The 20,009-nt window shown below is 67.3% G+C and carries 18 protein-coding genes; 9 read left to right on the forward strand and 9 right to left on the reverse strand.

The window, feature by feature from the left end:
• Nucleotides 1-162: 162 nt before the first annotated feature.
• The 9 genes from V3W46_RS14035 to V3W46_RS14075 all read right to left on the reverse strand — a co-directional run bounded on the left by V3W46_RS14035 (nt 163) and on the right by V3W46_RS14075 (nt 8,858).
• Complete coding sequence (locus tag V3W46_RS14035; RefSeq protein WP_331783749.1) at nt 163-1,515, reverse strand: aminomethyl transferase family protein; 1,353 nt, start codon at nt 1,513-1,515, stop codon at nt 163-165.
• A gap of 55 nt (nt 1,516-1,570) precedes the next feature.
• Nucleotides 1,571-2,413, reverse strand: coding sequence for an NAD(P)-dependent oxidoreductase (locus tag V3W46_RS14040; protein ID WP_331783750.1), 843 nt, complete (start codon nt 2,411-2,413; stop codon nt 1,571-1,573).
• Nucleotides 2,414-2,462: 49 nt separating this feature from the next.
• Nucleotides 2,463-3,146: a GntR family transcriptional regulator gene (locus tag V3W46_RS14045; protein WP_331783751.1), complete on the reverse strand. Its 684-nt coding sequence runs from the start codon at nt 3,144-3,146 to the stop codon at nt 2,463-2,465.
• Nucleotides 3,147-3,227: 81 nt separating this feature from the next.
• Nucleotides 3,228-4,709, reverse strand: coding sequence for an amidohydrolase family protein (locus V3W46_RS14050; RefSeq protein WP_331783752.1), 1,482 nt, complete (start codon nt 4,707-4,709; stop codon nt 3,228-3,230).
• A gap of 56 nt (nt 4,710-4,765) precedes the next feature.
• Nucleotides 4,766-5,140, reverse strand: coding sequence for a hypothetical protein (locus tag V3W46_RS14055; protein ID WP_331783753.1), 375 nt, complete (start codon nt 5,138-5,140; stop codon nt 4,766-4,768).
• Nucleotides 5,137-5,997: a hypothetical protein gene (locus tag V3W46_RS14060; RefSeq protein ID WP_331783754.1), complete on the reverse strand. Its 861-nt coding sequence runs from the start codon at nt 5,995-5,997 to the stop codon at nt 5,137-5,139. Before V3W46_RS14060 ends, V3W46_RS14055 begins: the two co-directional genes overlap by 4 nt.
• A gap of 2 nt (nt 5,998-5,999) precedes the next feature.
• Entirely contained in the window at nt 6,000-6,785 is a 786-nt protein-coding gene (locus V3W46_RS14065; protein WP_331783755.1) for a citryl-CoA lyase, read from the reverse strand.
• Nucleotides 6,782-7,951, reverse strand: a complete 1,170-nt coding sequence (locus V3W46_RS14070; RefSeq protein ID WP_331783756.1) for a CaiB/BaiF CoA transferase family protein — start codon at nt 7,949-7,951, stop codon at nt 6,782-6,784. Before V3W46_RS14070 ends, V3W46_RS14065 begins: the two co-directional genes overlap by 4 nt.
• 103 nt (nt 7,952-8,054) lie before the next feature.
• Nucleotides 8,055-8,858, reverse strand: coding sequence for an IclR family transcriptional regulator domain-containing protein (locus V3W46_RS14075; protein ID WP_331783757.1), 804 nt, complete (start codon nt 8,856-8,858; stop codon nt 8,055-8,057).
• Nucleotides 8,859-9,079: 221 nt separating this feature from the next.
• On the opposite strand from V3W46_RS14075, the gene V3W46_RS14080 reads away from it, so the two are divergent.
• The 9 genes from V3W46_RS14080 to V3W46_RS14120 all read left to right on the forward strand — a co-directional run bounded on the left by V3W46_RS14080 (nt 9,080) and on the right by V3W46_RS14120 (nt 20,007).
• Nucleotides 9,080-10,165 (forward strand): nitrilase-related carbon-nitrogen hydrolase, encoded by a 1,086-nt coding sequence (locus V3W46_RS14080; protein WP_331783758.1) that lies wholly within the window; start codon nt 9,080-9,082, stop codon nt 10,163-10,165.
• A 137-nt stretch (nt 10,166-10,302) separates the two neighbouring features.
• The gene (locus V3W46_RS14085) at nt 10,303-11,388 is read left to right on the forward strand and encodes a sugar ABC transporter substrate-binding protein (RefSeq protein WP_331783759.1); all 1,086 of its coding nucleotides are present in this window, start codon (nt 10,303-10,305) and stop codon (nt 11,386-11,388) included.
• A 94-nt stretch (nt 11,389-11,482) separates the two neighbouring features.
• Nucleotides 11,483-13,024 carry a sugar ABC transporter ATP-binding protein gene (locus tag V3W46_RS14090; protein ID WP_331783760.1) on the forward strand — a complete coding sequence of 514 codons (1,542 nt, stop codon included), beginning with the start codon at nt 11,483-11,485 and terminating at the stop codon, nt 13,022-13,024.
• Nucleotides 13,025-13,070: 46 nt separating this feature from the next.
• On the forward strand, nt 13,071-14,141 hold the full coding sequence (locus tag V3W46_RS14095; protein WP_331783761.1) for an ABC transporter permease: 1,071 nt from the start codon (nt 13,071-13,073) through the stop codon (nt 14,139-14,141).
• Between the two features lie 81 nt (nt 14,142-14,222).
• Nucleotides 14,223-15,377 carry a LacI family DNA-binding transcriptional regulator gene (locus V3W46_RS14100; protein WP_331783762.1) on the forward strand — a complete coding sequence of 385 codons (1,155 nt, stop codon included), beginning with the start codon at nt 14,223-14,225 and terminating at the stop codon, nt 15,375-15,377.
• Nucleotides 15,374-16,351, forward strand: a complete 978-nt coding sequence (locus V3W46_RS14105; RefSeq protein ID WP_331783763.1) for an aldo/keto reductase — start codon at nt 15,374-15,376, stop codon at nt 16,349-16,351. Before V3W46_RS14100 ends, V3W46_RS14105 begins: the two co-directional genes overlap by 4 nt.
• A gap of 73 nt (nt 16,352-16,424) precedes the next feature.
• The gene (locus V3W46_RS14110; RefSeq protein ID WP_331783764.1) at nt 16,425-18,077 is read left to right on the forward strand and encodes a GMC family oxidoreductase; all 1,653 of its coding nucleotides are present in this window, start codon (nt 16,425-16,427) and stop codon (nt 18,075-18,077) included.
• Nucleotides 18,078-18,129: 52 nt separating this feature from the next.
• Nucleotides 18,130-18,846, forward strand: coding sequence for a gluconate 2-dehydrogenase subunit 3 family protein (locus V3W46_RS14115; RefSeq protein WP_331783765.1), 717 nt, complete (start codon nt 18,130-18,132; stop codon nt 18,844-18,846).
• A gap of 159 nt (nt 18,847-19,005) precedes the next feature.
• On the forward strand, nt 19,006-20,007 hold the full coding sequence (locus tag V3W46_RS14120; protein WP_331783766.1) for a LacI family DNA-binding transcriptional regulator: 1,002 nt from the start codon (nt 19,006-19,008) through the stop codon (nt 20,005-20,007).
• Nucleotides 20,008-20,009: the final 2 nt, after the last annotated feature.

Genomic DNA, 20,009 nt, shown 5'->3' on the forward strand with positions numbered 1-20,009 from the left:
AGAAGGGCCAGGCCTGGGGCATGCAGACCATCTCCACCTTCCACACACACGGCACCCCCACCGTGGACACCGCGCCGGCGCCGCACGCCTGACCCGAACCGCCTCACGTCGGTCGGTCATGCGCCGCGCCGCGTGCGACGCCGTCCACGCGCGGGTGGCCGGTCAGTTCGTGCGGTAGTTCTCGCGGGCGTAGGAGGAGTACGGGGCCGGCTGCACGGTGGCGCGCACCTCGATCTGGCGGTGCGGCTCGACTGAGGGCTTGCGGGTGTTCGGGTCTTCGCCCCACACCACCGTGACCGCGGTGCCCGGTTCGGCGAACTCGTTGGCGATGCTGGCGAGCGAGACGAACACCTGCTCGTTCGTGATGTAGCCGGCGTCGTGCGAGATTCCCACATCGCTGCCGTCGGCCAGCACGCGGTCGACCTGGTAGAGGCCGTACCGCGCTTTGGGCAGATCGATGTACTTGGCCGGCAGGCCCGGTCGCATGAGTGAACCCAGGGCATCGGCGACGTCGTCGTCGTTCCACACCAGCGTGACCTTCTGGCGCCCCTGGTTCTGCGCGTGCCGCTCGAGCGCCTCGCGGCCGATGAAGTCGTGGTCGAAGGCGACACTGCGGCCGTACCCGATGTCGTATGGGGTCAGGTAGTAGTCTTCGATGCGTTCAGAGGTGAAGCTGCCGGCCAGCGAACCCGCACTGGTGGCGGGCAGCCATCGCCGGTACTCCTCAGTGCCCTCGCCGCTGAAGATCGCAGGCAGTGGCGACGGAACCCACGCCGACTCGAGGTTGGCCGACGAGTACGCCTTCGACCCGACGAGCACCAGGTCGAACTGCGCGCCCGCCTCGATGAGCGCGGCGCGCACCCGGGCGCCCTCCGACCACGGGCCGAACAGCTCGAACCCGGGCTGTCCCGCCATGCCGTGCCGCAGCGATCTCACGCTGATGCCGCCGATGTCGAACGTGGCCATGTGGAAGAACTTGGTGGCGGGCACCGGATGCCCGGTCACGGCCTCCATCAGCGCGAGAGCGTTCGGCCCCTGCAGCTCGAACCGGTACAGCGCCGGGTCGCCCTGCCGCACGATCGAGTTGCCGTCGCGCTCGAACGTCACGTCGTAGCCACCCGTCTCGCCGTGGAACTGCGTCCAGTCGATGACCATCTGGTGCCCCACGAGGTCGAACTCGTTCTCGCCGAGGTAGAACAGAATCGCGTCGCCGATCAGGTAGCCCTCGTGGTTCACCGCGATGAACTGCTTGGCGTTGTCGACCTCGAACTTCGCGAAGCTGTTCACGCCGACGTCAGAGAGCAGTCGCAGGGCGTCGGGGCCGCTGATGAACAGATCGGTCATGTGGTGCGACTGGTCGAGCAGCGCGACCGTTCGGCTCCACGACAGCTGCTCAGACCGCCAGTTGCTGAACTCGGGTGTGACCGGAAAGATCGTGGGCCTGGCCTGCGCGTTGCGCAGCAGGTCGACGGCGCTGCCCACTCTTTCGATGGCCTCTGCCAGCGATTCCTGCATGAGAACTCCTTCGTTCTGGTGGTGCGTGGATGGTGCGCCGGCCGGGGCCGGCGGTCTACTGGGGCGCAGCGGTCTCCGCTGTGGTCTCCGGGCTGGTCTCCTCGAGTGCAGCGGCCTTGCGGGCGGCGTTCTCGGCGTCGAGCTGCGCCAGCCAGTCGCGGCTCGCGGCGGCGACGCGGGGTGGGATGCCCAGGTCGGTGAGCAGGTCGGTGGCCGCGGCCATCTCGTCGGTGCGGCGACGGGCGTGGGTGATGCTGCCCTGCTCGAGCCGGTCGAGCGTCTGCCCGGTGGCCGAAGCGATCTCGTCGCGGATGTTCTCGCGCAACCACTCGCCGCAGCCGGCGGCCTCGCCCGCGCGAAGCGACTCCGTCACCGCGGCGGCCCAGCCCTTGTAGAACACGCTGCGCACGAGCTTTCGCGCCGCGGCCGTGCCCGCCTCACCTTCGACGACGTCGACGGTCGCGCCGAGCATCCGCAGCACCTCGGCGTAGTGGGTGGCGCCGGTACCGCTGACGAGCATAGGGGTGTGCAGCCCTTTGCCGGGCACCGGCGACATGAGCGCGACGTCGGTGAAGACGATGCCCGCCTCGGCCGCGATCACGGCGAGCCGCTGCTTCACGGCCGGTGCCGCGGTGTTCAGGTCGGCGTAGTGGTCGCCGGGTCGCAGCCCGGCCAGGGCGAGACGCAGGGTCTCTTCGGCCTCGTGCCCGCTGGTGAGGGCGAACGTGATGGTGGCGCCCGTGGCGGCGTCACCATCGTCGCGGCAGGCGAGAACGCCGGCAGGTGGGCTGACGAGCGGGTCGAACCCGCGAACGGTGGCCCCCGCGGCGTGCAGGTCGGCGGCGATGGCCGAGCCCGCCTCGCCGAGCCCGAGCACGGCGATCGTGACGGCGGTCATCCGAGCGCCCTTCTACTCGTGGCGACGGCGGCCTGCGACGCGCGCGCGTTCAACGCCGGGCCGAATCGAGGGAGGGCAGGGCGCGCAGGGCGTCGATCACGCTGCGCAGATGCGCCTTCATGGCGTCTTCGGCGCCGGGCACGTCGCGGGCGACGATGGCCGCGACGATCGCCTCGTGCTGCGGCAGCGACTGCGACGGCCGCCCCGGCACCAGGGCCAGCGAGAACTGGTGCCGTGCCGTCTGGTTGCGCAGCTCGCGCAGCAGTCGTGCAGAGGTCTCGTGCCGGGCGGCCTCCCGGATGCTCGCGTGCAGCCGTACGTTCAGATCGCTGTACGTCAGCAGCTCCCCGGCCTCGACGGCCTCGCGCATGCGCACGGCGATGTCAGAGAGTTCGGCGGCCTCGGCGTCGGTGACACGTTCGGCGGCGAGCGACGCCTCCATTCCCTCGAGCACGACGCGCACCTCGGTGATCTCGATGGCCTCGTCGACCGAGATGCTGCGCACCCGGGCGCCCTTGTTGGGCTGGAACTCGACGAGCCCCTGCGACACCAGCTCCTGCAGGGCGATGCGCACGGCCGAACGGGATGCGCCGAAACGCTCGCTCAGGTCGCTCTCGATGAGACGCTGCAGGGGAACGAATTCACCTCGCAGGATAGCGCTCTTGACCTCTTCGAGCAGTTCTGGCTTCGCACGGGAGCCAGCGCCCCGCGCCGGGCGCCCCGGGTCGGTCATTCACCCAAGATACCGGCGCCCACCTCACATTGGCAACAATTCTGTCTGCAAACTGTTGAACGCCGAGAAAGAGCGGGCGCCTCAAACGGGCGCGTCTGCGCGGTCGGACTCCGCCTGATGCGTCGACGAGTCTTTGTACTCGGTGTAGGTGTACGGGTTGTCGAGCATCTCGGCGGCCGGGGCATCCGGGTTCATGCCCCGCTGCCACGACGGCTCGCCGAGCTCGCCCTGCAGGTATTCGACCGTCGACTCGACCTGCCTCTTCACCGAGGCCAGTTCGTCGCCCAGCAGACGGCCGTCGAACTTCGCGATCGTGCCATCGACCATCACCGTGTGCACGTCGCCGCGGCCGGCCTGCAGGGCGATGTGACCGCTCGGGTTCAGAATCGGCAGCATCGTCGGCGAGGCGTCGTTCTTGATCAGCACGATGTCGGCGCGCTTGCCCACCTCGAGCGACCCGACGAGGTTCTGCATGCCGAGACTCTCGGCACCGCCCCTCGTGGCCCAGTCGACCACGTGCTCGGCGCGCAGGTGCGAGTGGGTCACGGTGTCGCCCTTTTCGTGCGCGCGCATGTGCTCCCAGCCGCGGTCGGCCCCGAGGGTCGAGCGCATTGCCGAGAACAGGTCGCTCGAGAACCACACGCTGGTGTCGACCGACAGCGACACCGGAATGCCGTGCTGGCGCAGAATCCACGACGGCGGGTAACCCTGGCCGCAGCTCAATTCGCTCTCGGTCGACAGCGACACCGAGCCCCCGGTGGCCGCGATGCGCTGGTACGAGTCGTTGCTGAGCGTCGCCGCGTGCACGTACACCGTCTCGGGAGTCATGAAGCCGTTCTCGTGCATCAGCCTGATGCCGTCGTCGTTCGTCGCGCCCCACACGCCGGCGTGGGTCGTGACCGGCAGGCCCAGCTCGCGCGCTGCCTCGAAGGCGGCCCGCTCGGGAAAGGCGGGGTCGCCGGTGACGTCGAACGCCAGCTGAAAACGCAGGTCGTCGGAGCCCGTGTTGTTCTTCTTCAGAAAGGCCAGCACCTCGGGGTCGGCCGACCACTCCCACGGGCCCGCAAAGATGTTGCCGTACGCGAGTACGAAACGGCCGACGGATGCCCGGAGCGCCTCGAGCGCGGCTTCGCCGTGTTCGATCGTGCGGAGCCCGTGCGACCAGTCGACCGTCGTGGTCACTCCCGCATCGATGGCGTCGAGCGCCGAGAGGCGGTTGCCCGCGTAGACGTCTTCGGGGCGAAAGCTCTTGCCGTGCTCGAGGTAGTACCAGACGAAGTACTGGGTGAGGGTCCAGTCGGCGCCGTAGCCGCGCATGGCCGTCTGCCACATGTGCCGGTGGGTGTCGATCATGCCGGGCATCACGATGCCCCCTTCGGCGTCGATCTCGAAGGTGCCGTCCGGAACGGCGAGGTTCTCACCGATCGCGGCGATGTTCTGGCCGATGACGAGCACGTCTCCCTTCGGCAGGATGCGGCGCTGGTCGTCGACCGTCACGACGATGGCGTTGCGAAAGACGACAGGGCGGTCATCCGTCGGTGGTTCAGCGGTGGTGTTCGACATGGTTCGACTCCTTCGGCGATGCGGGTGGTGGTGTTCGGCAGACCGGGTCGGGCCGGTCAGAGGGCGACCGTCGGGTAGTCTCGGCCGACCCAGTGCGAGAGCTTCTGGGCGTACTCCCGCTGAAAGGCGAGCGGGCCCGACTGAGCCTCGTAGTCGTCGTTGTAGATGGCGATGAAGATGGTGAGCGTCAGAAAGAAGTGCGCGCCCAGTTCGAAGAGAGTCGTGTAGTCGTGCTCGACGAGGGCGGTGCGCTCGTCGTCGGTGAACGACAGCCACGTGGTCTGCTCGACCCGGTTGCCGGCGCCGAGCCAGCGGCCGTACTCGTCTTCCCAGCGCTCGACCAACCCGGCCGGGTCGGCCTTGTAGGCGGCCAGCAGCTCGGGGTCGCGGTCGACCTGGTAGAGAAACTTGTTCACGTAGTACTTGCTCACCGGGGGTCGCCTCCCGGGTACCAGGTCATGTACATCTCCCGGGTGTGAAACAGGTCGAGCTCGTCGACGTACGACGCCTCGATGGGGCCGGCGATGCCGAGCATCAGAATGAGGTCCATGAAGCCGTGGGTCGCATTGCCCGCCCCGGCCATGCTCTCGTGGGTCACGTTCTGCAGAATCGCCTCGATGTCGCCGCTCGCGAGCCAGTCGATCGCCTTGCGATCGAACACCGGGTCTGGCCCCGTCTCGCCGAACTGCCGCGGGCCGCCGAGCTCGAGCGAGAGATGCCCACTGCCGACGGCGGCGATGCGCTGGTCGGAGGGGTACTCGTCGATGATGCTGCGAATGGCTCGGCCGAGGTCGTAGAAGCGCCGCGGGCTCGGCAGGGGCGGCGCGAAGATGTTCGTGTAGATCGGCACGACGGGCAGGTCGGCGTCGGGCCGGGTCGTGATGATGGGGCAGATGATCGAGTGGTCGAGCTTCAGCTCATGGCTGACCGAGAAGTCGAAGCCGCGGTCGAGCAGGCCCTGCAGCATGAAGCCCGAGAGGTCTTCGTGCCCGTCGAGCAGGTACGTCGGGATGCCGAACTCACGTTCCTCGTTGTAGAAGATCGCGTCGTACTTCGGCTGTTTGCCGATCAGGAACGCGGGGTAGTTGTCGCTGAAGAACTGGTGGAAGTGGTCGGCGCCGACCATCACGAGAATGTCGGGCTTCGCGGCCGTCAGGGTCTCGCGGTAGGCCTCGACCTTGCGCTTCCACTCATCGGCCTGGGGCATGCGCTCTTCGGGTGGTGCGGTGGTCGCCTTCAGGTAGAACGGGTGATGGGTCGTGGCGAGCACGGCGCTCAGATCAGCCATTGTCACTCTCCTTGCGGGGGCACGTACACGGCGTTGCGGTCGACCGAGTAGTACACGTCGGGGCCGATGGGGGTGACCTGCTCTTCGGCGATGTGGCCGAGCAGTCCGGCGGTTCGGGCGAGCAGTGCGAACCCGCGCAGCATCGCGACGGGCAGGCCGAGGTCGGCGAGGGCCGCGCCCGCGACCCCCGCGCCGTTCAGCGGAAGGTTCTTGCCGAGCACCTCCTGCTGCATCCGGCCGATCGCGGCGAACAGGCGCAGGTGCGGGCCGAGGGTGCCTTCTTCTTCGGCGATACGCATGATGACGGGTGTGCGGGGGTCGCCGGTCTTGTGCACCGGATGCCCGAGACCGGGCACGCGCGCACCCTCGCTCTTGGCCTGCAACAGCGCGGCCCGGGCCACGTCATCCCACTGTTCGTCGGTGTAGCCGCTCGTGTCGCCGAGGCCCAGAACGATCGCGTCGAGGTAGAGCCCGGTGTTCTCGGTGACTCCGAGGAATCGTGACCCGCCGCCGAGCAGCCCCGCGGCCACGGCGCCCTGAATCGAGTCGGGAGCGCTGTAGTAGGTGAGTCGGGCGGCGATGGCCGTGGGTGTGAAGCCGTGGTCGGCCAGCGACACCAGCACCGCCTCGAAGACCCGGCCCTCGCCCTTCGTCGGCCGACGTTTGGCGACCAGCCAGAAAGCGAGCTCGCCGAACGTCACGGTGCCCAGCAGGCTCGTGATGTCGTGCCCGAGCAGCGAGATGCTGGTCAGGTCGCTGGTGCCGATTCCGGTGGAATACTCGGTCATTTCGCTTCTCCTCGCGGGCTCTGCAGCCAGGCCCTGATCTCGTCGTCATCGGCGCCGAGCGCGGGCGCGGCACTCACATAGGCGGGTGGGGTCAGCGAGAAGTCGATGGCGTTGCGGATCATCGGAATCGCGGCATCCCCCTCGCCGACCACGACGACTGGGCGAAGACCGAGCCGCTCGGCCAGCGCCACCCCGCCGTCGATGGTGTTGATCGGGCCACAGGCGACGCCAGCCGCGGTCAGCACGTCGAACCATTCGGCCACCGTCTTCGTGGCGAGCGCCTCGAGCAGCAGCGGGCGCAGCTGCTCGCGGTTGCGGTTGCGCAGCTCGGTCTTCGCGAACAGCGGGTCGGCGGCGAGCTCAGGCCGGCCGAGGGCCGCGGCCAGCTTGGCGAACTGCCCGTCGTTGGCGGCGACGATGACGATCTCGCCGTCGCTCGCGGCCAGCGGCTCGTAGGGAAAGAGGCTCGGATGCGCGTTGCCCATGCGAAACGGCACCTGACCGCCGGCGACGTACGTCGAGCTGTGGTTGGCCATGGCAGACAGGGCGGTCGACAGCAGGTTCACTTCGACGTGCTGGCCCTGACCCGTGAGGTGCCGGTGGTTCAGGGCAGCCAGAATGCCGATGGTCGCCTGCATGCCCGTCATGATGTCGAACACCGAGACACCACTGCGGTAGGCGGGGCCGTCGGCGTCGCCGGTGAGGCTCATCAGGCCAGAGGCCGCCTGCACGATCAGGTCGTAGCCGGGCAGCGCGGCGCCCTCGTGTGAGCCGAAACCGCTGATCGAGGCGTAGATCACGGCGGGATTGAGCGAGCGCACCGACTCGTAGTCGAGGCCGAACTTTCGCAGGCCACCGGGCTTGAAGTTCTCGATCACGATGTCGGCGCGGGCGGCCAGCTCGTGCGCGAGCGCGCGGTCGGTCTCGCTGCCGAAGTCGAGCACGACGTCGCGCTTGTTGCGGTTGATGCCGAGAAAGTAGGTCGAGACGCCGTCGCGCTCGGGCGGTGCCCAGTCGCGCGTCTCGTCGCCCTTCGGACTCTCGACCTTCACGACCGTCGCGCCGAGGTCGGCCATGATCTGGGTCGCATACGGGCCGGCGAGCACCCGCGAGAGATCGGCGACCACGAGGCCGGTCAGGGGGCCGGAGTGGGCTGGAGTCGTCATCGTCACCGGATCAGTTTTGCGGACAGGTGTCCGTCAAGCGGACGTCATCAGTATGTGCCCGCCTGCATCCGGCGTCAAGAGGCGAGCGGAGGTCGCCGTGCCGTCAGGCCTCGGTGACCTCGACGTACGGTCGGTCGGCCATCCGTCGCCAGTCTGCCGAGATGGCGGCCGCGGTCGCGACCAGGTCAGAGAGATGGCGTTCGATGAGCTCGTCGGTGCTCGTCTCGGCCGCGTGCACGGTCACGTTGACGGTGGCGCGCACGGTTCCGCTGCCGTCGAACACCGGTGCGGCGATCGACCGGATGCCCGGCGCCAGTTCTTCGTCGGCGAGGGCCCACCCCCGCGCCCGCACCGTCTCGAGTTCTCGAAGCAGGTCGGCGGGATCGCGCGGGGCGACCACGACCCGCGAGGTGCTCGGCACGGCGAGGGTGCGCTGCAGGTCATTCGGAGCCAGGGCAGCGAGCAGCACCTTGCCTTGAGACGTGACGACGGCCGGAAAGCGGGTGCCGATCTCGACCCGCAGCGCGATGATCTTCGGCACCGCCACGCGAGCCGTGTAGACGATGTCGGAGCCGCTCAGCTGGGCCATCGACGACGACTCCCCGGTGCGGTGCACCAGCTCTTCGAGGTGGGACCGGGCGATCTGCCAGAGCCCCTGCGAGCTGACGAACGCGTACCCGAGGTCGAGCACCCGCGGCGTGAGCTCGAACACCGAACCGCTCTGTCGCACGAAGCCCAGCTCGATGAGGGTGGCGAGCAGACGGTGGGTCGTGGGGCGCGCCAGCCCCGTCGCAGTCGACAGCTCGGCGAGCGACATGCTGGTGTGGCTGTCGGAGAACGCCTCGATGACGTCGAGCCCGCGGGCCAGCGCCTCGACGAACCCGGCAGACTCACCGCGACCGGCCATCGTGGGCCTCCTTTCGCGGTGCAGACGACGCTCCCGAGTGTGCCATGCCCCCCGCCCGATCTCCAGCCGCCTGACGAACATCGGAGTGGTGCGCTAACTCTTTTGCCTCGACGCACCCTAGGGAACAGCAGTGAGCGTTGAAATTGCAACGATCCAAGACTTGCATGTTTGTGATAGTGCGCTAACATCGGAATTACGAAACCAACAACGAAGGAGTTGACGTGACCGAGCCGTATACCGTTGTGGCCCTCTCGCCGCTGCAGATCCCGATCGTGGAGCCCGAAGACGCACTGACCAACACGAAGCGCATCATCGGCTTCATGCGCACAGCAGTCGGCGTGGCAGCCACCGAGGGGCACCCCGTGAAACTGGTGGTCATCCCCGAGATGGCGATCCAGGGCATGCACATGGCGTTCAAGGCCGGCGACCGGGAGCAGGAGAAGAAGTTCGCCCGCACGATTCCCGGCCCCGAGACCGACGAACTGGCGAAGGCCGCCCGCGAGCTGAACACCTACATCGCCGCCGAACTCTACCTGGTCGCCGATGACGACTTTCCCGACCGCTACTTCAACGTGGCCTTCATGATCGACCCGAAGGGCGAGCTCGTCTACCGCCGCGCCAAGGCGACGAGTGACGGCTTCGAGGGCGGCACGCTCGGCACCACGAACCCGCACGACCTGTGGGACGAGTGGGTCGAGAAGAAGGGCGGCGGCGACGCGCTGCAGGCGATCTACCCGGTGGCCAAGACCCCCGACATCGGCAACATCGGCTACGTGATCTGTCACGAGGGTTCCTACCCCGAGATCGCGCGTGGCCTGGCCATGAACGGGGCCGAGATCATCATTCGGGCCACCCTGTTCCAGCCGCAGACGATGAACGGGATGTGGGAGGTGCAGAACCGTGCCCACGCGCTGTTCAACAACGCCATCGTCGTCGCGCCCAACCTCGGCCCGGAGCTCGGCCCCGACGGAGTCATCAACGACCTCTTCGGCGGCGAGTCGATGATCGTAGACCACAAGGGCCACGTGGTGATCAAGCAGAACGGCATCGTTCCCGGCGACAGCTTCGTCAGCACGGTCATCGACATCGATCACCTGCGCCGCGAGCGTCAGGCGAACGGCGTCTTCAACGGGTTCAAAGACCTGCGCACCGAGCAGTACGCGGCCATCTACGCCAAGCCCATCTACCCGAAGAACCAGTACCTGACCGAGCCGCCGACCGAAGGCTGGCTGGCTCGCGAGCGCAAGACCCGCCAGGCGAACATCGACCTGCTCATCGAGCGCGGCGTGTTCACCCAGATCGACTAGCGCTCATCCACCGGGGGTCGGTCGTCTCCGACCCCCGGTGCCGCAACACCCATTCGCAACACCCCCAACGCAACACCCATTCGCAACACCCCCAACGCCACACCCAGCACCACAGGTCAGACACAAAGGAGTGCACCATGATCAGCATCGCCCGAAACAGGCGCGCCCGACGAGTCATCGTCGGCGTCGCCGCAATCGCCACCACCGCCCTCTTGCTCACGGGCTGCCGTGGCGGTGGAACCACCGCCAGCTCAGAAGACAAGGCCACCGGCAAGGGGCTCGTCATCGGTTGGAGCCAGCGCGGAATCAGTGGAAGCGACTGGTGGAAGACCCTCGTCGAGGGCGGCCAGGCGCAGGCCTCATCGATCGGCGCCACCGTCGACGTACTCGACGCGAACGGCGACACCGTGCGCCAGAACGCCGACATCCAGACCCTCATCACGAAGGGCGTCGACGTTCTCGTCATCAACGCCAACGACCCGATCGGCATCGCCCCGTCGATCGCTGCTGCGAAGGCGGCCGGCATTCCGGTCGTCACCGTCAACTCGAACCTCGACCCGAGCATCGTGCCCGACACCTTCTGCTACGTGGCTGAAGACCAGGGGGCGACCGGAGCGCTCGCCGGCGAGGTGGCGGCGAAGAAGGCCGTCGAGAAGTTCGGCGACACCGGCGAGATCAAGATCGTCGGCATCGGCGGCTTTCCCGGCGACGTTCTCACCGACCTGCGTTTCAACGGTTTCATGAAGGGCTTCAACGATGTGATCGCGGCCGACCCCGGGATAACGGTCAACCAGCTGCCCATCAAGTACGGCTCGTGGAAGCCCGATCAGGCGCTTGCACCCATTCGTGACGTGGCCACGGCCAACCCCGACCTGAAGGTCGTCTACAGCATGAGCGACGTCATGAACGGCGGCGTCGTGCAGGGCCTGCAGCAGGCCGGAATCTACGGCGACGGCATCATCATGGCGAGTTACGACGGCGGCATGGTGTCGGTGAAGACGATGCAGGACGACCCGACGGGCCCGCTGCAGGCCGACGCATCGAACCAGCCCTGGGACCAGGGTACGACCGCAGTCAAGATCGCGCTCGCGGCCTACAACAAAGACCAGACACAGTGCCCCGACAAGACGCTCTACATCAAGACGACCGTCGTGACGCCCGACAACGCGGCCAGCTACTACAAGCCGAGCGACACCTACGTGCGCGCTCAAGACGGCCAGTAGACCTCGGTCTCACCCACCTGTGCGGACCGGCAGCGCTCTCGACAGCCTGCCGGCCCGTTCACCACCCGACTCGACGAAAGAACGAGGCAGAACCATGAGCGATGCGGTTGTCAGCCCGGATGCTCCAGACGAACTGCGCCTGACCGGCATCACGAAGGGCTACCTCGGCGTGCAGGCGCTGAAGGGAGTCGACCTGACGGTCAAGCGAGGCTCGATCCACGCGCTCGCCGGTCAGAACGGCGCAGGCAAGTCCACGCTGATCAAGATCATCTCGGGGGCCGAGACGCCTGACCGCGGCAGCATCGAGCTGGGTGGCAGGCAGATGAAGTTCCGCGAGCCGATCGATGCCCAGAATGCGGGCATCCACACCATCTACCAGGAGCTCAGTCTCGTACCGTCGCTCTCTGTGGCTGAGAACATCTTTCTCGGCCAACTGCCGAAGCGTGGTCGCACTGCCGTCGACTGGAGCCGCATGAAGGCCGGTGCCCGCGCCGCCCTCGACCGGGTCGGATTCGACCTCGACGTTCGGCGCCCGGTGGCCAGCTTCTCTGTCGCCGAGCAGCAGGCGGTCGAGTTGGCGAAAGCCCTGCACAAGGATGCACGGCTGCTGCTGCTCGACGAGCCGACCTCGACGCTGCCGCTGCCCGATGTCGACCGCCTCTTCACCGTCTTGCGCTCGGTCGCCGAGCAGGGAGTCACCCTGCTCTACATCTCGCATCGTATGGACGAGCTCTACTCGCTGTGCAACGAGGTCACGGTGCTGCGCGACGGCCGCAACGCCGCCGAGTACAGCACGGCATCGTCGACGGCGAGCGACGTCGTCACCGCGATGATCGGCAAGAGCCTCGAGGGTTCGATCGCCGACGCGGCCCTTCGGGGCGAGCGCAGTCCGCGGCTCGGCTCCGGGCACACGGGTGAGGTGCTGATGTCTGTCGCGAACCTCAGCGAAGACGAGCGCGTCGAAAACGTGAACTTCGAACTGCGCAGAGGCGAGGTGCTCGGCATCTCCGGGCTCATCGGCAGCGGGCAGTCCGAACTCGCGGGCCTGCTGGCCGGGGCCCGGCGCAAGACGCAGGGCACCATCACGCTCGACGACAAAGCCGTGGTCTTCAAGAACCCCCGCGATGCCATCCGCCGTGGAATCGGGCTGCTGCCGCAAGACCGCAAGGCTGAAGGCTTCATTCCCGAGATGGGCGTTGCGGGCAACATCACCCTGGCCAGTCTGCCCATGTTCAGCCGGCTCAGCGTGATCGACTCCCACGCTGAGAAGAAGGTGGCGAGCCAGATGGTCGAACGCCTCGGCATGAAGGTCTCGAGCGTGAACCAGCCGATGAAGACCCTCAGCGGCGGCACGCAGCAGAAGGCGATTCTCGCCCGCTGGCTCGCACGGTCATCCCGTCTGCTCATCTGTGACGAACCCACCCGTGGCGTCGATGTCGGCGCGAAAGAAGACATGTACGAGTTGATTCGCGACTTCGCCCGGTCGGGCGGCACCGTGATCATCTCCAGTTCAGAAATCACCGAAGCGATGATGTGCGATCGCGTGCTGGTCATGGCACGCGGCAAGGTCGTCGCCGAGTTCGAGCACGACGACATCGACCCTCAGGGGCACGCCCTGATCTCCGAATTCGCCTGAGCGCGGCACCCCACTTCTCACCCCACTTCACACGAGGGAAACCATCATGACGAACACCACCCTGACCCCACCACCCCGGTCGCAGGCGCCGCAGTCTCCGGATGCCCGCCCGACCGGCACCACACTCGGCATCGTGAAGCGGCTGCTGCCGAAGAGCTACCTGCTGCTGGTGCTTCTGGCCATCATCATCGTCGGCTACTACGTCTCGGCCGACTTCCTCACTGCCCGCAACGCCCAGAACGTCATCGCAGCAGCGTCGATCACCGCCGTGCTCGCGATCGGCCAGTTCTTCGTCATCCTGACCGGGGGCATCGACCTGTCGGTCGGATCGACGCTCGCCATGTCGACGGTCATCATCGCTCTGACGCTGCAGTCGGGCATGGACGCCGGGCTGGCCACCGGGGTCACGCTGGCCGCCTGCGCCTTCGCGGGCCTCATCAACGGCGTGCTGATCGTGTGGCTGCGAATACCGCCGTTCATCGCCACCCTGGCGATGATGAGCGCGATCAAGGGCTTCAGTTACATCATCCAGTCGACGAGCCTCATCCAGATCACCAACCAGGCGTTCATCAATGCATTCAGCAGCGGCTCCTGGCTGTGGGTGCGCAACCCCGTCGCGATCTTCATCATCGTGGCCGTGATCGCCGCTCTGGTGGCGAAATTCACCACCTTCGGCCGCTCGCTCTACGCCATCGGAGGCAACCCCGAGGCGGCACGTCTCTCGGGGCTCCCCGTCGCGCGCAATCTGCTGATCACCTACACCCTCTCGGGATTCCTCGCCGGCCTGGCCGGCCTGATCGCCGCAGCACAGCTGCAGCAGGGCAGCTCGCTGATCGGCGTGGGATACGAACTGGATGCCATCGCGGCGGTCGTGGTCGGCGGAGCCTCCCTGATGGGCGGCAAAGGCGACCCCATCAGCGCCGTCATCGGCGTATTCGTGCTGGCCACCATCATCAACATCATGAACCTGGTCGGCATCTCCTCCGAACCACAGCTCGTCATCAAGGGTGCGGTCATCATCATCGCCGTCTTCCTCTCGAGCGCCGGGGGAGTGCAGCGCATCAGCGGCTTCTTCAGTTCGCACTTCGGCCGGTCACGGGTGACTGCTCCGGCGTAGCAGCCGCCGAGCATCCGCCGACCCCTGCCGCCCCCTACCCGAAGACGAGCATGCTCGCGCCAGCTGAGAGGAGAAGGTCTCGTGAAGGAGAACGGCAGTGACGAACGCAGCGTTCGGATGATCGACGTCGCCCGGCTGGCGGGTGTGTCGCACCAGACCGTCTCCCGAGTGGTCAACAACCACCCGAGCGTGTCACCCGAGGTGCGCGAGAGAGTGGAGACGGCCATCCGCCGGCTTCGCTACCGTCGGCACTCGTCGGCGCGGGCCCTGGCTTCCAATCGCAGCCTCACCATCGGCGTGGTCAGCTTCGGTCTGGCGCAGTACGGGCCCTCGGTCATCCTCACCGGCGTGGTCGACGAGGCCAAACGCGCCGGATACTCGACCAGCCTGGTGACGGTGGCCGACCCCGACCGCGACATGACGGCGGCGGTCGATCACCTGCTCGCCGTTCCCGTCGACGGCATCGTCATTGTCGCGCCCATCGAGGCGGCCCTGCGTTCAGCGCGCACGCTGCACGTCGAGGTGCCGATCGTCGTCTTCGAGCCCGGTGCCGACCACACCTCCGGCAATGTCGTGACCGACGAAGTCAGCGGTTCGGCGGCGGCGACCCAGTACCTGCTCGACCTCGGGCACCAGACGGTGCACCACATCGCGGGCCCGGCGGGCTGGCTCGGCACGGCGGCACGCATCGCCGGGTGGACCCGCTCGCTCGAGCAGGCCGGTGTCGCGGCCAGCCCGGCGATCGCCGGCGACTGGACGACCGCCTCGGGCTACCGGGCCGGTCTCGTCATCGCCGACGATCCCGAGGTCACGGCGGTGTTCGTGGCGAACGACCAGATGGCGCTCGGAGTGATCAAGGCGCTCGCCGACCGTGGCATCGACGTGCCGGGCGACGTCAGCGTTCTCGGGTTCGACGACGTTCCCGAGTCGTCGTTCTTCCGGCCCGCCCTCTCGACGATGCACATCGACTTCGACCAGGTCGGGCGGTACGCCGTGACCGGCCTGGTCTCGCTGATCACGGGGCACTCCGATCGCGTCGACCGCGGCGTTCTGCCGGTGCTGGTCGAACGGCAGAGCACCGGACCGCCCAGCGGCCAGCGCGGCCAGCGCGGCACCACCGGCACCGCCGGCACGCGCGACACCACCGGCACCGCCGCGACCGCCGTCACCGGAGACCCGGGAACACCCTCAGAACCACCACCCGTCATCGACGAAACCCCAAGGAGCACACCATGACCGAAACCACATCACGCCCTCTGCTCTCCACTCGGAGACTCGGCAGCACGCCCCTGTTCGTGTCGTCGATCTGCGTCGGAACCAGCGCGCTCGGCAGCTTTCCCGCCCAATACGGCTATGAGGTGAGCGCCGAGACCGCTGTGGCGACCATCGAGCGTGTCTTCGACGGCCCGTTCACCTTCATCGACACCTCCAACGAATACGGCGGCGGCGACAGCGAGCGTCGCATCGGTCACGCCATCCGCGAGCGCGGTGGCGTTCCAGCCGGCGTACTGGTCGCGACGAAGGTCGATCCGCTGCCTGGGTCGTCGGACTTCTCGGGAGACCGGGTCAAGCGGTCGGTCGCCGAGAGCCTCGAGCGCCTGGGCCTCGACACGCTTCCCCTCGTCTACCTGCACGACCCCGAGAAGATCGAATTCGCGGAGGCGACGGCGAAGGGCGGCCCCCTCGAGGCCCTCGTCGCGCTGAAAGAAGAGGGGATCATCCAGCACCTCGGTGTGGCCGGCGGCCCCATCGACCTCGAGCTGCAGTACCTCGCCACCGAGGTCTTCGACGCGGTGATCAGCCACAATCGCTACACCCTGGTCGAACAGACCGCTGAACCCCTCCTCGACGACGCCCAGCGTCGCGGGGTCGCCTTCATCAATGCCGCGCCCTTCGGTGGCGGGATGCTCGTGAAGGGGCCCGACGCAGTACCGCGCTACTGCTACGCACCCGTCGGGGAGGCCACACTTGCGCGCGTGCGCGAGATGGAGCGACTCTGCCTCGACGCCGGCGTCCCCCTTGCCGCGGCCGCGCTGCAGTTCTCGCTGCGCGACGAGCGCGTCACCTCGACGATCGTCGGCATGTCGGAGCCCGGGCGCGTCGACCAGACCGTCGAGCTGGCTCAGACCGTCATCCCCGACGAGCTCTGGAACGCCCTGCTGCCGTTGGCGCACGTCGGTCGGCACGGCATCGAAACCGTCGCCCGATGAGCCGATGGCCACGGATGCGGCCCCCGACGCACGACCGAACAGCGCTTCACCGAACCACACGGAAGGAACCATCATGAAGACCAAGAAGAACCCCGAGCCGGTCGACGTCGTCATCGTCGGGGCAGGAGCGGGCGGAGCGACGGCGGCGAAGGTGCTGACCGAGGCAGGGATGCGCGTCGTCGGCCTCGAGCGCGGGCCCTGGCTGAAGCCGGAACACGCGTCGGGTGACGAACTGAAGTACCTGAACCGCAACTTCATCTGGCAAGACCCGAAGCTGAAGCCGCGCACCTACCGCCAGAACGACCAGCAGGAGGCGGTGGTCACGAACTTCTCGGCCACGCCGCAGGTCGTCGGCGGCGGAACCACCCACTGGGGCGGAATGGTGCCGCGAATGACCGAGAACGACTTCAAGCTGCGCTCGATCCACGGCGACATCGAGGGCGCGAGCCTGGTCGACTGGCCGATCACCTACGACGAACTGGAGCCGTACTACACCCGCGTCGAGTGGGAGTTCGGCACCTCGGGGCTCGGCGGTGCGAACCGCTGGGAGGGGCGCCGCAGTCGTGGCTACCCCACGAAGCCGTCACCGCTCAGCCAGATCGGGCGCACCTTCGCCACCGCCATGGACAAGCTCGGGCACAGCACGTTCCCCATGCCGCAGGGAATGGTGACCGAGCCGTACCGGGGGCGCCAGCCGTTCAGTGAGAACGGCTTCTGGCAGCAGTACCCCGACCCGGGCACCGGTAAGTCGTCGACGCTCATCAGCTTCATTCCCGACGCCATCAACACGGGGCTCTACGACCTGCGCTCAGACTGCTACGTCAGCGAGATCCTCGTCGGCCCCGACGGTAAGGCGACGGGCGTGCGCTACCAAGACGAAGACGGTGACGAGTGGGTGCAGCAGGCGAACGCCGTCATCGTCTGCGGCGGCGGCATCGAAACGCCGCGCCTGTTGCTCATGTCGAAATCGGCGCTGTTCCCCGACGGTCTCGCGAACAGCAGCGGGCAGGTGGGGCGCAACGCCACCTTCCACCAGTACTCGTTCTCGGTGGGCCTGTTCGACCGTGACCTGACAGACCCGCTCTACGGCTGGTCGGGCCACTACATGAGCGGATGCTCGTTCGACTTCTACGAGACCGACGAGAGTCGAGGGCACATCCTCGGTTCGCTGATCTTCCCGTCGAACCTCGGTCACCCCGTGAACTGGAGTTTTCCGGGGCGGCCCACCTGGGGCTCGGCGGCCAAAGACGCCGACCGTGAGCTGTTCAACCACACGATGAAGATCGGCATCCTGCTGCACGATCTGCCCGTCGAGAGCAACCGCGTCGATCTCGACCCGACCGTCACCGACGCCTGGGGCCTGCCCGTCGCCCGCATCACGCACACTCCCCACGCCAACGACTTCGCCCAGGAGAAATGGCAGGTCGCCAAGAACGGCGAGATCCTCGAGGCGGCTGGAGCACGCAAGGTCGTGCCCGTGAACATGGAGCGCATCACGGGCAACACGTCGCACGAGCTCGGAACCACGCGCATGGGTGACGACCCGGCCACCTCGGTAGTCGACCGTTGGTGCCGCACGCACGACGTGCCGAACCTGTACGTGTTCGACGCGAGCTTCTTTCCGACCGCGACAGGAATCAACCCGGCCCTGACGATCATGGCGAACGCGTGGCGTTGCGCCGACCAGATCATCCGGGTCGACTCACGAGGCTGGGCGCGGCGCTAGCCCGGCCCGACGCAGCCCTCGAAGAACCACAATCGACAAGGAGAATCACCTCATGGGACAAGCAGAATGGGTGACGGTACCCATCTCGACGCGCGACGTCGACGGCCCGATCTACTTCAGCGAAGAAGACTGGCGCACCATCGAAGCCGCAGCGGCACGCATCATTCCGACAGACCACCATCCCGGAGCGACAGAAGCACACGTCGTGCGCTTCATCGACCGGATGCTCGCGGGAACCCAGTTCGTCTTCGCGGCAGCCGACGGCGTCGGCTTCCTGCGCATGGAGGGCCGGGAGGAGAAAGCCTGGACCGAGCGCATCGAGCTGCGCCGCGAGCTGTACCGCTCGGGTCTGAACCAGTTGCGCGAGCTCTCGTCAGAGCGGTTCGGTTCGCCGTTCGTCGACCTGACGCCCGAACAGCAAGACGCCATTCTCGAGCAGGTCTCGGGTGAGCCGAAGCCGACGAAATTCACCTTCGACACGCCCGAAGACGACGGGCAGGGCGGAGCGCCCGCCGGCAATCAGCCGGTGAACGAAGACTTTCTGTCGTTCTTCCCGCTGCTCGTTCTGAACACGCGCCAGGGCTTCTACAGCGACCCGGTCTACGGGGGCAACGAGAACCGCATCGGCTGGTCGGTGATCGGATTCGACGGTCCACCGACTCTGGCGTCGACCATGGACGGCAGCTACACCACGAAGAAGTACATGATCGTCGACGCGGAGTGGCCGTACGAGAGGCATCCCGAAGTGCTGCGTTACCGTCGGCCCTGACGCGACGCGGATCGACGCGGATCAGGGGCTGGGCGTAGCGGGCACCTCGGCGGTTTCGAGGCTGCCCGCTACCGCATAATGGGGGATGACTGTGAAGCGTCGAAGCATGAGGGAAGCCGGCCTGTGAGCAGAATCGCGTCAAAATCGAGGGGCGCCCGCATGGTCGATGTCGCCGCACTGGCCGGGGTGTCGCAACAGACCGTTTCGCGCGTGGTGAACGGCGCCAGCAACGTCTCACCCGACATCCGAGACCGCGTTCAGACGGCGATCGAGCAGCTGCGCTACCGGCGCAACACCGCCGCCGCCGCGCTCGCCAGCAATCGAACGATGAACCTCGGCGTGGTGAGTTACGCTCTCTCTGTGCACGGCCCCTCTGTGGCGCTGTTCGGTATCTCTGAGCAGGCGAGGCTCAACGGCTACTCGACACGACTCGTCACCCTGGGTGAACTCGACCACGCCAGCATCCGTTCGGCGTTGAATGAGCTCAGCGCCGACGAGGTCGACGGCGTCATCGTGCTCGCACCACTCCATGCGGCACTGGAGGTGTTGCGCGGCCTGGAGAGCGACGTTCCCATCGTCACCTTCGAGCAGGGCTCGCCCGCCGGCCCGACGAGCGTCTCGGTCGACGAGGTGAGCGGCGCGCGGATGGCGGTCGGCCACCTGCTCGACCTCGGCCACGAGACGGTGTGGCACATCGAGGGTCCACGGGGCTGGCTGGCGACGGATGCCCGGCGGCGCGGGTGGGCCGAAGAACTGTCATCGCGCGGCAAGGCCCTTCCGCCCGTCGTGACGACCGAAGACTGGAGCGCACGGTCGGGGTACCGCGCTGCCCTGCAGCTCGCCGAGCTTGCAGAGGTCACCGCTGTCTTCGCCGCCAACGATCCATTCGCGCTCGGTGCCATCAAGGCCTTCGACGAGAAGGGGCTCTCGGTTCCGGGCCAGATCAGCGTCGTCGGCTTCGACAACCTCGCCGAGTCGGCGTACTTCCGACCGGCGTTGACGACCGTGTACCTCGACTTCGAGGAGGTCGGCCGCCGTGCGGTCGAACAGATTCTCACGCTCATGCGCCGTGAAGAGTCCCGGCCCATCCCGCTGATCGTTCCGACCCTGCTGTCGCGCGACAGCACCGCCACGCCTCCGGCTGCACCCCGGGAGAGCTGACG

Source organism: Subtercola sp. YIM 133946 (assembly GCF_036553535.1).
In the GTDB taxonomy this organism is placed as follows: Bacteria; Actinomycetota; Actinomycetes; order Actinomycetales; family Microbacteriaceae; genus Subtercola.

What these genes read in the sequence shown, in the direction of transcription:
- V3W46_RS14075 (WP_331783757.1), bottom strand. Translation starts at nt 8,858, where the DNA reads ATGGCCGGTCGCGGTGAGTCTGCCGGGTTCGTCGAGGCGCTGGCCCGC.
- V3W46_RS14120 (WP_331783766.1), top strand. Translation starts at nt 19,006, where the DNA reads ATGGTCGATGTCGCCGCACTGGCCGGGGTGTCGCAACAGACCGTTTCG.
- V3W46_RS14045 (WP_331783751.1), bottom strand. Translation starts at nt 3,146, where the DNA reads ATGACCGACCCGGGGCGCCCGGCGCGGGGCGCTGGCTCCCGTGCGAAG.
- V3W46_RS14070 (WP_331783756.1), bottom strand. Translation starts at nt 7,951, where the DNA reads ATGACGACTCCAGCCCACTCCGGCCCCCTGACCGGCCTCGTGGTCGCC.
- V3W46_RS14065 (WP_331783755.1), bottom strand. Translation starts at nt 6,785, where the DNA reads ATGACCGAGTATTCCACCGGAATCGGCACCAGCGACCTGACCAGCATC.
- V3W46_RS14105 (WP_331783763.1), top strand. Translation starts at nt 15,374, where the DNA reads ATGACCGAAACCACATCACGCCCTCTGCTCTCCACTCGGAGACTCGGC.
- V3W46_RS14115 (WP_331783765.1), top strand. Translation starts at nt 18,130, where the DNA reads ATGGGACAAGCAGAATGGGTGACGGTACCCATCTCGACGCGCGACGTC.
- V3W46_RS14095 (WP_331783761.1), top strand. Translation starts at nt 13,071, where the DNA reads ATGACGAACACCACCCTGACCCCACCACCCCGGTCGCAGGCGCCGCAG.
- V3W46_RS14090 (WP_331783760.1), top strand. Translation starts at nt 11,483, where the DNA reads ATGAGCGATGCGGTTGTCAGCCCGGATGCTCCAGACGAACTGCGCCTG.
- V3W46_RS14035 (WP_331783749.1), bottom strand. Translation starts at nt 1,515, where the DNA reads ATGCAGGAATCGCTGGCAGAGGCCATCGAAAGAGTGGGCAGCGCCGTC.
- V3W46_RS14110 (WP_331783764.1), top strand. Translation starts at nt 16,425, where the DNA reads ATGAAGACCAAGAAGAACCCCGAGCCGGTCGACGTCGTCATCGTCGGG.
- V3W46_RS14050 (WP_331783752.1), bottom strand. Translation starts at nt 4,709, where the DNA reads ATGTCGAACACCACCGCTGAACCACCGACGGATGACCGCCCTGTCGTC.
- V3W46_RS14060 (WP_331783754.1), bottom strand. Translation starts at nt 5,997, where the DNA reads ATGGCTGATCTGAGCGCCGTGCTCGCCACGACCCATCACCCGTTCTAC.
- V3W46_RS14040 (WP_331783750.1), bottom strand. Translation starts at nt 2,413, where the DNA reads ATGACCGCCGTCACGATCGCCGTGCTCGGGCTCGGCGAGGCGGGCTCG.
- V3W46_RS14085 (WP_331783759.1), top strand. Translation starts at nt 10,303, where the DNA reads ATGATCAGCATCGCCCGAAACAGGCGCGCCCGACGAGTCATCGTCGGC.